General features: G+C 39.4%; 14 protein-coding genes. 6 read left to right on the top strand and 8 right to left on the bottom strand.

Features of this window, described 5'->3' with window-relative positions:
* Position 1: 1 nt before the first annotated feature.
* The 5 genes from BUA72_RS21480 to BUA72_RS21500 all read right to left on the bottom strand — a co-directional run bounded on the left by BUA72_RS21480 (position 2) and on the right by BUA72_RS21500 (position 4434).
* The gene (locus BUA72_RS21480) at positions 2-1888 is read right to left on the bottom strand and encodes a monovalent cation:proton antiporter-2 (CPA2) family protein (RefSeq protein ID WP_072925128.1); all 1887 of its coding nucleotides are present in this window, start codon (positions 1886-1888) and stop codon (positions 2-4) included.
* A gap of 3 nt (positions 1889-1891) precedes the next feature.
* On the bottom strand, positions 1892-2413 hold the full coding sequence (locus BUA72_RS21485) for an NAD(P)H-dependent oxidoreductase (RefSeq protein ID WP_047454653.1): 522 nt from the start codon (positions 2411-2413) through the stop codon (positions 1892-1894).
* Positions 2414-2601: 188 nt separating this feature from the next.
* Positions 2602-3420: a TPM domain-containing protein gene (locus BUA72_RS21490; protein WP_072925130.1), complete on the bottom strand. Its 819-nt coding sequence runs from the start codon at positions 3418-3420 to the stop codon at positions 2602-2604.
* Entirely contained in the window at positions 3401-3829 is a 429-nt protein-coding gene (locus BUA72_RS21495; RefSeq protein WP_175548923.1) for a TPM domain-containing protein, read from the bottom strand. Before BUA72_RS21495 ends, BUA72_RS21490 begins: the two co-directional genes overlap by 20 nt.
* Complete coding sequence (locus BUA72_RS21500; RefSeq protein WP_034729922.1) at positions 3829-4434, bottom strand: LemA family protein; 606 nt, start codon at positions 4432-4434, stop codon at positions 3829-3831. Before BUA72_RS21500 ends, BUA72_RS21495 begins: the two co-directional genes overlap by 1 nt.
* A 73-nt stretch (positions 4435-4507) precedes the next feature.
* Here BUA72_RS21500 and BUA72_RS21505 point away from each other — a divergent pair, with 73 nt between their 5' ends.
* Together BUA72_RS21505 and BUA72_RS21510 are read left to right on the top strand one after the other, a co-directional pair.
* On the top strand, positions 4508-5002 hold the full coding sequence (locus BUA72_RS21505; protein ID WP_047454659.1) for a dihydrofolate reductase: 495 nt from the start codon (positions 4508-4510) through the stop codon (positions 5000-5002).
* Positions 5003-5077: 75 nt separating this feature from the next.
* A complete protein-coding gene (locus BUA72_RS21510; RefSeq protein ID WP_047454661.1) occupies positions 5078-5647 on the top strand; it encodes a hypothetical protein in 570 nt (189 codons plus the stop codon).
* Positions 5648-5710: 63 nt separating this feature from the next.
* Here BUA72_RS21510 and BUA72_RS21515 read toward each other — a convergent pair whose 3' ends face one another.
* The 3 genes from BUA72_RS21515 to BUA72_RS21525 all read right to left on the bottom strand — a co-directional run bounded on the left by BUA72_RS21515 (position 5711) and on the right by BUA72_RS21525 (position 8028).
* Entirely contained in the window at positions 5711-6343 is a 633-nt protein-coding gene (locus tag BUA72_RS21515) for a trimeric intracellular cation channel family protein (RefSeq protein ID WP_072925131.1), read from the bottom strand.
* Between the two features lie 91 nt (positions 6344-6434).
* Complete coding sequence (coaD, locus tag BUA72_RS21520; RefSeq protein ID WP_047454664.1) at positions 6435-6908, bottom strand: pantetheine-phosphate adenylyltransferase; 474 nt, start codon at positions 6906-6908, stop codon at positions 6435-6437.
* Between the two features lie 136 nt (positions 6909-7044).
* Positions 7045-8028, bottom strand: a complete 984-nt coding sequence (locus BUA72_RS21525; RefSeq protein WP_072925133.1) for a D-alanine--D-alanine ligase — start codon at positions 8026-8028, stop codon at positions 7045-7047.
* Positions 8029-8183: 155 nt separating this feature from the next.
* On the opposite strand from BUA72_RS21525, the gene BUA72_RS21530 reads away from it, so the two are divergent.
* From BUA72_RS21530 to hemW, 4 genes are all read left to right on the top strand, one after another.
* Positions 8184-9278, top strand: coding sequence for a PASTA domain-containing protein (locus BUA72_RS21530; RefSeq protein ID WP_072925134.1), 1095 nt, complete (start codon positions 8184-8186; stop codon positions 9276-9278).
* 73 nt (positions 9279-9351) lie between these two features.
* Positions 9352-10425, top strand: coding sequence for an RluA family pseudouridine synthase (locus tag BUA72_RS21535; RefSeq protein ID WP_047454670.1), 1074 nt, complete (start codon positions 9352-9354; stop codon positions 10423-10425).
* A gap of 51 nt (positions 10426-10476) precedes the next feature.
* On the top strand, positions 10477-11427 hold the full coding sequence (locus BUA72_RS21540; RefSeq protein ID WP_047454671.1) for a PorP/SprF family type IX secretion system membrane protein: 951 nt from the start codon (positions 10477-10479) through the stop codon (positions 11425-11427).
* Positions 11428-11478: 51 nt separating this feature from the next.
* Positions 11479-12603 (top strand): radical SAM family heme chaperone HemW, encoded by a 1125-nt coding sequence (gene hemW / locus BUA72_RS21545; RefSeq protein ID WP_072925136.1) that lies wholly within the window; start codon positions 11479-11481, stop codon positions 12601-12603.
* Positions 12604-12654: the final 51 nt, after the last annotated feature.

A 12654-nucleotide genomic window follows, 5' to 3' on the forward strand; every position in this document is an offset into this window, starting at 1 on the left:
ATCAGTTGGGAGTTTCCTCGTCATTATCATCATCTACTGATGAGGAGCCTTCCCAGTCTCTATTATCAAAATTAAGATTATCATAAGCTAATAATTCCTCCTCACGCTGGAGGAATTCTTTTGTGGTAAACTTTAAAATTTCATCGTCACCTTTTGCCTTAGCCAGTCTTCGGATAGAAGCCTTGTCTATAGCCATAAATCTCTGTCCCAGACGTCTTGCTGCATATTTTCTCATCCCGGTTTCATGAAGAACATCTACTGCCATATCAACGGCTGTTCCCAATGTCTCACGGTAAATATTTTCAATGCCGTTATTTAAATAGTCATAAGCATCAATTCTGTTCTTAGCCCGTACAAAAATTCTCACCTTTGGATAGTGTTCACGTACAAGATCTGCAATGAATTTATTGTCATCCCGGTCGTCAAGACACAAAACTAAAATTTCCGCATCTTCAATACCTGCAGCCCTTAAAATAGGAATTCTTGTCGCATCTCCGTAATAGACTTTAAAACCATTACTTCTCAGAAGCTTCACCCGGTCAGAATCCCTGTCCAGAACTGTGGCTGATATTTTATTTGCTTTTAAAAGTCGGCCTACCGTACTTCCAAAGTGCCCGAAACCTACAATGATGATTTTCTTCTGGCTTACGTTATTATCGAGAATATTGAAGTCATTGTCTTCATCAGGAATCTCTTTAATGAATTTAGGCGTAATAAACCGGTCGTTAATGATCAGAAGGATAGGAGTGATGCACATGGTGATTGCTGTGACGGCCATCATTTGGGCATTAAGTTCAGGGCTTAGCAGATAAAGATCCGAAGCGTAATTGATTAAAACAAAAGCAAATTCCCCAACCTGAGAAAGGGCAAAAGCATAAAACAAGCTCTGCGGCGTATCGATTTTGAAAAACTTTCCGATCGCGTAAAGAACCATAAATTTTATAGCCAACACGGCAAAAACAGTAGAGAAAATAAATAGTGGATCCTGCTGAATAATATTAAAATTGATGGTAGACCCAACACTTACAAAGAATACAGCAAGAAGCAGTCCTTTAAAAGGATTGATCTGCGCTTCCAGCTCATGCCGGAATTCGCTGTTGGCAAGCATGACACCGGCAAGGAAAGCTCCCAAAGCAGGAGAAAGCCCAATAGCAGCCATAAGCTCTGAAACCCCAATCACGAGGAACAGGGAAGAAGCAGTAAGCAATTCCGTCATTCCTGACTTTGAAACATATCGTAAGAAAGGGACGAATACATATCTGCCCAAAAGAATCAAAATAGCAACCCCTAAAATAACGGTTCCGGCCTGCAGCCATTCCGGAAGCTTCTGGATGATGATTTGAATTTCATTATCGTGATGACTGGCTTTATAATTGGCAATAATTGGCAGGATAGCGAGAATAGGAATCACGGCAATATCCTGAAACAGAAGGGTAGAGAATGAGGCTTCTCCGGCCATGGATTTAAAATTATTCTTTTCCTGAAGCGTCTGCAATACGATAGCAGTAGAGGAAAGGGCAAAGCATATCGCGATGGCAATAGCTTTGTCAATTCGCCATCCGGCACTGATGAAAACAAGAAATAAGAGTGAAATAGTAAGCAACATCTGCGTCAGTCCGAGGCCCATAATTTTCTTCCTCATTTCCCAGAATTTCCGTGGTTCCAGTTCCAGTCCCACCAGAAAAAGCAGCATGATTACTCCAAATTCACTGGCGTGCATGATATCATTGACATCTTTTCCGGTAAGCCGCAGCACATAAGGACCAATGATGATACCTCCTAAAATATATCCGATTACTGAGCTTAACCCAAATTTTCTGGCCAGCGGAACCATAATAATGGCTACACCTAAGAAAAGTAAAGTATTCATCGCTAAGCTGGATTCCATAAGCTATTGATTGAGAAGTTCTGTAAATTCTTTTTTATGTAAAATAATGTCTTTTTTGCTCAGTTTATTGGCTTCGTAAACGATTTTGATATGCTTGATATCCGCTTTAAAAACCTTTAAGGATACGATCAAGCCGCTGATGAGTTCTTCCACCGTGTACTGGTATGTTCCGGTTTTGGTGAACGATCTTTCTTTTCCGCCGGTGGTGATCAGAATGTAGATTTCTTTTCCTTCCAGAGGATTGGTTTCGCCTTCTCTGAGCCAGTCTCTGTCGAAAACTTCATCGATCCATAATCTTAATAAAGGAGGCATTCCGAACCAGATGAGCGGAAATTGAAAAATAAAACGGTCATAATTTCTTAACCTTTTTCTCTCCCTGAATGCCGCGATATGAAAATCCGGATATTCTTCGTAAAGATCTCTGAGGGTAAAGTGCTGGTGACGGACATAGAAATTAAAAAGCTCTACGTTGGAATTGGAGTGCTCTAAATAGGGATGTGCAAAAACTACCAGCGTCTTCTTCATAAACCTGTTTTCAGTAAATATAATGAAAAAAAATTGGATAAAAGACGGTTTTTAAGTGGTTTTGTTAATTTTTTAATATGTAAAGTTGAATATAGTATTAAAATAAGTCAAAGAAATGATAGTATTTTAGCGTATTAAATAAAAAATCGGGCCATGAGCCCGATTATATTGAATTTCGTTATTTCTGTTTACCATCCGCCCGAAGCGCCACCTCCACCGAAGCTTCCTCCGCCGCCAAAGCCGCCGAATCCACCTCCGCCGCCACCGGAACTTCCACCACCAAAGCCTCCTCCTCCGAAGCTGCCCGGGAATGGGAAGAATCCGCCTGGATAATTTCTGCGTCCTCTTCTGGTGATGATCACATCATCGTCATCATTATTGCCGCCGCCACGTCCTCCTCCGCCTTTCCCTCCGAAGAGAAAGGCCAGAATGATAAAGATGACAAAGGCAATCAGAATGATTTTAAAAGCACTACCATTACCTGCAGGGGCTGAGGTTTCCGTAGGTTTGAATTTCCCCTGAACGGCCTCCATAATGGCTGAGGTACCGCGGTTGATACCTTCATACCATTGTCCCTGTCTGAAATTGGGTGTGACAATATAATCAAGAATCTGTCCCGCCACGGAAGCGGTAAGGTATTGTTCTACAGCCCGTCCCTGCTGGATAGACATAGTTCTATCTTCTGTTGCAACAAGGAAAACGACCCCGTTATCTACACCCTTTTTCCCAATTTTCCATTGCTCACCGAACATGGTCGCCAGAAAATTGACATCTTCTCCTTTTGTAGAACGGATAATGATCACCTCAATTTCTGTAGAAGTAGAATCTGCAAACTTGATCAGTTTGTTGTTCAGCTCATCTTTTTGCTGCTGTGTCAACAGTCCTGCTTCATCAAACACGGGATACAGAACCGCAGGTTTTTGCGGAATCGTGTATTGTGCTGATACAAAAGTGTAAAAGCAGAAGAGTATGAATGAAAATACAAGTTTAAGAGAACGTAATTTCATTAGAGAGCTGATTGGGATTTTTTCCCTGAACAGGAAAATATTTTTTTAATTCAAGACCGGTTTCCAGGATGCCGCTTTTTAAAGCTTTATAATAATTTCCTTTGGCAAATTCAGCGGTAATATAATCGTGGAGATGATCCCAATACGACTGGTGTACTTTGTCATGGATTCCAATATCGCCGATGATGGTAAGATATTTCTGTTCGAAATTTACATGAAAAAGCACAGCATTTCTGTCGGCAGTTTTATTCATACAGAGTTCTTTGAAAACTTCAAATGCAGTCTGTGCATTTTGGGTTTCGGTGTTCGAGTCTATATGTATACGGATCTCGCCTGTAGAATGTTCTTCTGCCGACTGTATCGCTTCCACAAGGGAAGTGATTTGCTGATTTGTCAGAAAACGGCTCATTATTTAAATACTTCAGGCGCTTTTTCTGCACCGGCTTCAGCCTTGAAGAATGGTTTTTCTTTAAAGTTGGTAAAGTTCGCCAGAATATTGTTCGGGAACGTTTTGATCGTTGTATTATAATCTTTGGCAGCGTCATTATAATAAACCGTTTCGGTTCTGATGCTGTTTTCTATCGCTGTAAATTCTCTCTGGAAGTTGATGTACTGCTGGTCCGCTTTTAAGTTCGGATAAGATTCTACCACAGCCATTAATCTACTTAATGCTCCGGAAAGTTCTCCCTGTGCAGCCTGGAATTTCGCCAGATCAGCTTCTGTCATATTCGAAGGATCGATTTGAATGGAAGTAGCTTTAGAACGTGCTTCAACTACTTTCGTTAATGTTTCCTGTTCAAATTTTGAATAGGATTTCACGGTTCTTTCAAGATTTGGAATAAGATTGGCCCTTTTCTGATATACCGTTTCGATATTAGACCATTTGGAATTCACGTTCTGTTCTTTCGAAACAAAATTATTATAACCGTTTTTCCCCCAGAAGAAGAGTACACCTACAATGATTAGCAGAGCAATACCGATAGTTCCTGCGCTCAGGCAGCCTTTATTTTTCATAGTTTATTTTTTTTAATTTTTTGTGCTAATCAAATATACAAATTATGTGCTAATTTTGTAAAAAATTATTAGAATGACAACAATAGTGGTGGCTATGGGTGAGAAGAACGAGATCGGTTTTGAAAACAAACTGCTGTGGCATCTTCCGAAAGACCTGAAACACTTTAAAGATATGACTTCCGGACATCCTATTATTATGGGGAGAAAGACCTATGAAAGTATAGGAAAACCATTGCCGAACCGTACAAACATTGTTATTTCCAGAAAGAAAAACTGGTTTGAGGAAGGGATTCTGATCGTGGGAAGCATTAAAGAAGCCGTGAAATTTGCTAAAAAAATCGATGAAAATGTATTCATCATTGGCGGTGGGAATATCTATGAACAGACGATGGAGATCGTGGATAAGCTGGAAGTGACTTTAGTGAAAGCTGATCTTCAGGCGGATACTTTCTTTCCGAAGATCAATCCGAAAGTCTGGAAAAAAACGGAAGAGATCTTTCATGAAAAAGACGAAAAGAATGAATATGATTTCTCCTTTCAAACATATGAGCGAATCAAGACGGAATAGTTATGAAAATTCTAGTTCGTAACCTCTAGCTTCTAACCTCTAAATTTTCTATCTTTGCACTCTTAAAATTGAACAATGAATAAGTACATAAAAATTGTAATTGCAGCAGTTCTTATCCTTTTAGGACTTTATATGATGATTTTCACAAGAAGTCTGGGCTGGGGGATTGTAGTATTCCTTCTTGCAGCACTGCCTATTATACTTTTCATCAAAAATGAATATATCCTTCTTGCCTTCTGGCAGCTGAGAAAACAGAATATGGAAAAAGCCTCAAAATGGTTAAACGGAATTACCAACTACAAGGCGCAGCTTCATAAATCCCAGTATGGATATTTCCACTATTTACAGGGGCTGACTCAGGCTCAGGAACATCCTGCGAAAGTGGAACCGCTGATGAAAAAAGCTTTGGAATATGGTCTGAATATGAAGCACGACAGAGCAATGGCAACATTGAATCTTGCCGCAGCAGCTATTTCTAAAGGTAGAAAACAGGAAGGCCAGAAGCTTCTGGATGAGGCTAAGAGATTAGACACGGCAGGAATGATGGCGGATCAGATCAAAATGATGAAAGATCAGCTGAAAATGCCTTCTATGCAGAAACACATGCATAACCCGAATATGAGACAGAGAGGAAAATTCTTCTAAGAACACTATACGAAACGAAAAAAGCACCTGATTCAGGTGCTTTTTTTATTTTAAACTCATTCATCACATTTCTGAATTATGATCATACCCATAGAATTTAGGCATCTGCCAGTGGTATTTCACGGCAAGTGTTCTGATGGCTACAATCAGTAAAATAGTGAAGATTTGTATCAGTGTATAAGAAAGTGGGATAAACTTCGTCATCAGAAGAAATGCGGATCCTCCGACGATACACGCCGTTGCATAGATTTCTTTCCTGAAGATCAATGGAATCCGGTTGAGGAGGATGTCCCGGATAATCCCTCCGAAGCAGCCGGTGATGGTTCCCAGTGCGATACAGATTAGTGGGTGAATTTCAGCATTGAGCCCTTTCTGAACGCCGATAATGGTAAATAGTCCCAATCCGAAGCTGTCAAAAATAAATAAGGTTACCTTGAAGTTCTTCTCAATGGATTTGAAGATCATGGCAAAAATACTTGTTCCGAGGATTAATGCACAGGTTAAAAGATCATGCATCCAGAAAACGGGAATGTCCAGCAGGAGATCTCTTACAGTTCCTCCGCCTACAGAAGTGACGAATGCAATAATCAGCACCCCGAACGGATCAAGCCGTTTCTGCATCGCTGCAAAACTCCCCGACATCGCAAAGGAAATGGTTCCGAGTACCTCTATGGCAAAATTGAACTGTTCGTGCATATATTGATGATTAATAAATGATAATCGATGAATGATTTCTGCATCTGCAAATTTTCGGCCATGTCATCAATTATCATTTATAATTGATCATTTATTTTGCTTTTTTCTCTACCCTGACAGAGTCCGGAACCAGCAGTTCATATTCTCCGTCGTGATTGATGATTTCTCTTACAATGCTGCTGCTGATGAAAGATTTTCCGGATGAGGTTAATAGGAATACCGTTTCCAGTTTTTTGTGGGCCAGCGTTCTATTGGTGTGGGCAATGGCTTTTTCAAATTCAAAATCGGCTGGATTTCTTAGGCCTCTCAGAATGTATTGTGCATCCTTTTCAAAGCAATAGTCTACCGTTAATCCTTCAAAGAAATCGACTTCCACATTGGGGAATTCGGCGACGGAATTTTGGATAAATTCCATCCTTTTTTCAAGAGGAAACATATATTTTTTTTGGGAATTCTGCCCGATCGCAATAATCAGTTTGTCAAAAAGCGGAGCCGCTCTTTCAATAATATCATAATGTCCCAGGGTAATAGGATCAAATGATCCGGGGAAAACAGCAATTTTCATGTTTTACGTGTTATGATGAGTTATGGGGTGCGAGTTAAGTGGTGAGTTTCGGGATACAGATTTCGGATTGTTGCCTGTATCTTCTTTTCAAACTTCCATCCACTAATATCTAACCTCTGATTTCTAACTTCTATTATTATTTATTCAACGCTTTTTCTACTTCGTTTCCGCACAGATCCATGATGGAGATTCCGTAAATTTTAGCTTGTTGCGGAAGAATGCTGGCAGGAGAGAATCCCGGATTGGTATTCATTTCAAGCATATAAGGAATGCCGTCCATAAGGATGAATTCACTTCTTGAAAAACCGCTCATACCAAGGGAATTATAAGCTCTTTTTGAAATTTCTTCCACCCGGATTCTGGTCGCATCATCAATTCTTGCAGGGGTAATTTCTTCTGAAGCGCCTTCATATTTAGCTTCATAATCAAAGAATTCATTGGTAGGTACAATTTCAGTGATTCCCAAAACGATGGTTTCACCTTTGAAATCTATAACGCCTACCGAAACTTCCATTCCGTCAAGGAAACTTTCGATAAGGATTTCATTATCCTCTTTGAATGCGATTTCTGTGGCAGCAATTAATTCTGACTTCTCTTTTACTTTTGAAATTCCCAGAGAAGATCCGGACTGATTAGGCTTAACGAAAACCGGAAGTCCAAGACTTTCAACGATTTCGTCTGTATTGATTTCTTCTCCTTTTCTTAAATAAATGCTTTTAGCAGAAGGGATTCCATATTTTGACAATACCGCTAACGTATCTTTTTTATTGAAGGTTAAAGCGCTTTGATAGAAATCACAGCCTGTATATTTCTGCCCGATGGCATCCCAATAGGCCTGAAGGATTCCGTTTTCACCCGGAGTTCCATGGATAATGTTGAAACAGGCATCGAATTTCAGTGGTTCATTATTGTCTAATGTCACTGAAAAATCTCCGCGGTTGATTTCATATTTTTTGTCGTTGTCTCCTAAAAAATACCATTCATCTTTTAGAATGACTACTTTATATACGTCATATAGATTTCTGTCCAGAGAATCGTAGATCAACTGACCGCTTTTTAAGGAAACCACATATTCATCTGAATAGCCTCCCATGACAACGGCAACACTTTTTTTGCTCATAACCATTATAGTATCAATTAAGGCAAATTTAATCATTTTATGTAATGCAATAAGGGAAATTCAGAAATTTTAAAATTGAAAATGAATTGTGTTAAATAAAAGGACATTTAAAATTATTAGCTATATTTGCCGTTATAATTAAAGTATTTTTAAGTATGCTTAAATCACTTTTCAATTGGAAAGTTTTACTGAATTTAGTAGTCGCCATCGGTGTTTTTGTGGGGTTGGTGTGGCTTACTTTCCGCTGGTTGGAATATCATACCAAGCACGGTCAGGAAATTCCTGTGCCCAATGTTATTAATAAATCGGTGTACGATGCCGTAAAAATATTAGAGGATACAGGTCTTGAATATGAAGTAGACAGTGCAGAGTATAACCCTAAATATAAGCCTTTTCAGGTTTTAAAGATGCACCCTTTATCCAGTTCCCGCGTAAAGCCGGGATCGCTGGTGAGAATTGTTGTTAACCCAAGAACCTGGGCTCCCATTACAGTTCCGGATGTGATCAATAAATATTCAGGACTTGCTTTCCAGAGATTGGATCAGGTAGGTCTGAAGATTGGCGATACCATCTACGAACCGAGTATTCAGAAAGATGCTCTTCTAAGAGTATTATATAAAGGTAATGCTGTAAATCCAGGATCACGTCTTCCAAGATTCTCCGTAATTGACGTTGTCGTGGGATCAGGACCTATGAGAAACATTTCTATTCCTAGCGTGGTAGGGCTTTCTGTAAAAGAAGCCAGAGCCGTTATTTTGAAAAGTATGTTTGAAATAGGACTGGTAGAACATGAAGACGGAAGCAAAGACGAATCTGATATTATCTATTATCAGGATCCGGCTTCAGGTGATGTAAGAGACCAGGGAATGCAGATTGACCTTTGGGCCAGTAAGAGAACTCCTGCTGAGCTTAGAGCGAAAGTAGAACAGCTGAATGCTATTTACCGTATGAAGGTAGATACTTCACTGCCTCCGGTACATTATGATGAAGTTCCCAACCATCCGGAACCAAGCTATGATCCGCCTGCTGCAGTACCTGTCCCTAGAAAAGAAGTTCCTAAAGTGGAACCGGCTAAAACAGAACCGGCCAAAACCAGTGTAACCACAGGAGCTAAACCTGCGGGAACTACAGCTGAAAAACCTAAATCCACTGCATCAAGCAGTCAGGGTTCAGGAAATAAACCGGCTGCCACGGGAACCACTCAGCAACCGGCTCAAAAGCCAAAAGCTAAAAAAGTAGTCGTAGAATAATAACGATTTATTATATAAAATATAGGCTTCAACTGCAAAATGTTGGGGCCTTTTGCGTAAAAAAGATAAAACAATGGCAGAAGATAACGAAGACTTTTTAGATGAAGAATTAGTAGAGTCCGACAGTCTCGAGAACATCGATATAGATGAGGAAAATAAGGGACTGTATGAGCATGTGAACATCAAAGTCGATAAAAACCAGGAGCCGTTAAGGATTGATAAGTTCTTATTAATATACAGACAAAACTCCTCACGTAATAAAATCTCACAGACCTGCAGAGCCGGAAATGTGGTTGTAAACGGAGCTCCGGTAAAACAAAATTACCGTGTGAAGCCCGGTGACCAGATTTCAGTGCTTCTTGCCCACCCGCCGAGAGAAAATGTGATCATCCCTCAGGATATCCCTGTGAATATCATTTACGAAGATGATGATTTGGTTGTAGTAGATAAAGAACCGGGAATGGTAGTACACCCCGGCCATGGAAACTGGGATAAGACTTTAGTGAATGCACTGGCTTTCCATTTTGAAAAGAGTGGTGAAAAATCTGATCTGGACAGAGTAGGGCTTGTTCACAGAATTGATAAAGATACTTCCGGACTTTTGGTGATTGCAAAAAATGAATATGCACTGAGCTTTTTAGCGAAACAGTTTTTTAACAGAACTACAAAAAGATTATACTGGGCTTTTGTCTGGGGAAATCCTCAGGAAGAGGAAGGGACCATTAAGGGCCATATCGGCAGGCATCCTAAAAACAGAATGCAGATGTCCGTTTATGAAGACGGAAGCCACGGGAAGCATGCGGTGACGCATTACAAGGTATTGGAGCGATTCAAGTATATGACGTGGGTAGAATGTAAACTTGAAACGGGAAGAACGCACCAAATCCGTGCTCATTTCAAACATATCGGCCATACTTTATTTAATGACGAAAGATATGAAGGTCATACGCCTCTGAGAGGAGTGAATATACCTAAGTATAAGCAGTTTATAAAAAATGTTTTCGAAATTCTTCCAAGGCATGCACTCCATGCCCACACTTTAGGGTTTATACACCCAACCACGAAAAAGGAATTATATTTTGAGAGCCCAATGCCCAAAGATATGGCGGATGCTGTAAAAAAATGGAGAAATTATTTAGAAAACTAAAAATATATTGAGAATTTTTTTATATTTGTTGAATTGAAATCAAGATTTGTTATGAGAAAACTATATGCTATCGTATGTTTAGCTCTTTTGTCAAATGCATACAAAGCACAGGAATCACTACCATACTATCAGCAATATCTTTTGGATGGTGATTTTCTGTTCAACCCAGCTCAGTACGGAAAGACCGATTACGTACAGCTCAATGCTAATTACCACAAACAATTTGACAAGTTTAGCGATTCTCCAAATACGCAGTCTATAGGAATCAACGGGAACATCTTCGACAGAGTGGGAGCAGGGCTCTCTATTTTCAGAGACAGTAATGGACCTATTTCTGCAGGCGGTATTACAGCGGGAGCTTCATACTTTATTCCACTAAGCAGTGAAGGAGAAAGAAAAGACCAATTCTCTTTCGGTACTAGTGTTTCATTTTATAATATGAACTTCGACTATACTTCAGTGAATGTTGAAGATGGTTACGATCCATTGTTGATCGGAAAAGAAGGGAATATTTTTATGGCTTATGCCAACTTTGGTGCAGCGGCAACGTACAGAAACATCTTTGCAGGGATCTCTGTAAATGATATCGCGTTAAGCAATGACAAGGCTATCGTAAACGGAATCGAGCCTTCACCAATTAAATTCTTCTTAAACTTAGGATATGACTGGCATTTTGCTGACAATATCTACGTATCGCCATCAGCGTTGATCAACCTGAATACGAATTCAACAAGAATGATCGACTACAACTTAATGGCAACTTTCTTTAACGATATCAATTCATTCTCTGCCGGAGTAAGCTACAGAACGGTACAGAACAGATTTGACAGCCAGCAGTTACAGGTGGCACCGGTTGTTAAAGTAAGAATTAATAAATTAATGATCGGAGCAACTTATAACATCGGAATGTCTGATATCCAGACTTATGGTGGAAACAGCTTTATGTTGAGCTTAGGTTATAACTTCGATAACTTTATTAATCATAGAGGATATAGATATTAATCTGATTTAATTTAAATAAATTTGAGCTCTGAAATTTTCAGAGCTTTTTTTATGATATACATTCACATCCCGTTTTGCAGACAGAAATGCAGCTACTGTAATTTTCACTTTTCCACATCTTTGAACTTTAAGGATGAAATGATCAGTGCCATGAAGGCCGAAATCCGTCTGAGAAAAGACGAACTTCAGAATAAAAACTTAAAGTCACTGTACTTTGGAGGCGGAACACCGTCTATTCTTTCTGCAGATGAGATCAGCTCAATGATTGATGAAGTGTTAAAATATTTCAGTTTTGACCGGGATATTGAGGTTACTTTAGAAGCTAATCCCGATGATCTGGATAAAAATTTTCTTCAACAGCTTGCAAAATCTCCGGTTAACAGACTTTCTATCGGTACACAAAGTTTTTTTGATGAAGATTTAAGGTTAATGAACCGCGCTCATAATGCTTCTGAAGCAGAAGGTTCCATCAAAAGAGCACAAGATTTTGGCTTTGAAAACTTAAGCATCGATTTGATTTATGGCTCACCAACCTCCAATCTGGAAATTTGGAAAGAGAATTTAAACAAAACTATTGCTCTTGAAGTTCCCCATATTTCATCGTATGCCCTAACGGTTGAACCGAAAACGGCTTTGGAAAACTGGATAGCGAAAGGAAAAATCGCCAGTCCGAGGGAAGAAGAACAGAATAGAGAGTTCTATTATCTGTCAGATTTCTTAAAAGACAACGGATTTGAGCATTATGAAGTTTCTAATTTCGCGAAACCGGGCTTCTATTCAAGACATAATTCTTCGTATTGGAAGTATAAAGAGTATCTTGGAATAGGCCCTTCCGCACATTCTTACAACGGATTTGATGTCAGAAGCTGGAATGTAGCCAATAATCAACAGTATATTAAAAAGCTTGATGGTGGAATTCTTGCCAAAGAAGAAGAAATCCTTTCGCAGAACGATCAGTTTAATGAAATGATCATGATCGGGTTGAGAACAATCTGGGGTGTAGATATTGAAAGCCTGAACAGCAAGTTCAGCGAACAGACGCTTGAACATTTTCGACGTGAAATACAATCCAAAATAGAAGAAGGTATTCTGATTACAGAAAATAACCATCTTAAAATCCCGGAAAAACACTGGTTTATGGCGGATGGAATTGCTTCTGATTTATTTTTGGTATAACGTTTATTAATGTATATTTGAAAGTATACCTTAAATAAAAAATGATCAACC

The organism is Chryseobacterium sp. OV279 (genome assembly GCF_900128945.1).
In the GTDB taxonomy this organism is placed as follows: domain Bacteria; phylum Bacteroidota; class Bacteroidia; order Flavobacteriales; family Weeksellaceae; genus Chryseobacterium.

Bases quoted from the DNA above. Each gene is read 5' to 3' on its own strand.
- BUA72_RS21505 (WP_047454659.1), top strand. From the start codon at position 4,508: ATGACAACAATAGTGGTGGCTATGGGTGAGAAGAACGAGATCGGTTTT.
- coaD (WP_047454664.1), bottom strand. From the start codon at position 6,908: ATGAAAATTGCTGTTTTCCCCGGATCATTTGATCCTATTACCCTGGGA.
- BUA72_RS21490 (WP_072925130.1), bottom strand. From the start codon at position 3,420: ATGAAATTACGTTCTCTTAAACTTGTATTTTCATTCATACTCTTCTGC.
- BUA72_RS21525 (WP_072925133.1), bottom strand. From the start codon at position 8,028: ATGAGCAAAAAAAGTGTTGCCGTTGTCATGGGAGGCTATTCAGATGAA.
- BUA72_RS21495 (WP_175548923.1), bottom strand. From the start codon at position 3,829: ATGAGCCGTTTTCTGACAAATCAGCAAATCACTTCCCTTGTGGAAGCG.
- BUA72_RS21510 (WP_047454661.1), top strand. From the start codon at position 5,078: ATGAATAAGTACATAAAAATTGTAATTGCAGCAGTTCTTATCCTTTTA.
- BUA72_RS21480 (WP_072925128.1), bottom strand. From the start codon at position 1,888: ATGGAATCCAGCTTAGCGATGAATACTTTACTTTTCTTAGGTGTAGCC.
- BUA72_RS21540 (WP_047454671.1), top strand. From the start codon at position 10,477: ATGAGAAAACTATATGCTATCGTATGTTTAGCTCTTTTGTCAAATGCA.
- BUA72_RS21500 (WP_034729922.1), bottom strand. From the start codon at position 4,434: ATGAAAAATAAAGGCTGCCTGAGCGCAGGAACTATCGGTATTGCTCTG.
- BUA72_RS21485 (WP_047454653.1), bottom strand. From the start codon at position 2,413: ATGAAGAAGACGCTGGTAGTTTTTGCACATCCCTATTTAGAGCACTCC.
- BUA72_RS21535 (WP_047454670.1), top strand. From the start codon at position 9,352: ATGGCAGAAGATAACGAAGACTTTTTAGATGAAGAATTAGTAGAGTCC.
- BUA72_RS21530 (WP_072925134.1), top strand. From the start codon at position 8,184: ATGCTTAAATCACTTTTCAATTGGAAAGTTTTACTGAATTTAGTAGTC.
- hemW (WP_072925136.1), top strand. From the start codon at position 11,479: ATGATATACATTCACATCCCGTTTTGCAGACAGAAATGCAGCTACTGT.
- BUA72_RS21515 (WP_072925131.1), bottom strand. From the start codon at position 6,343: ATGCACGAACAGTTCAATTTTGCCATAGAGGTACTCGGAACCATTTCC.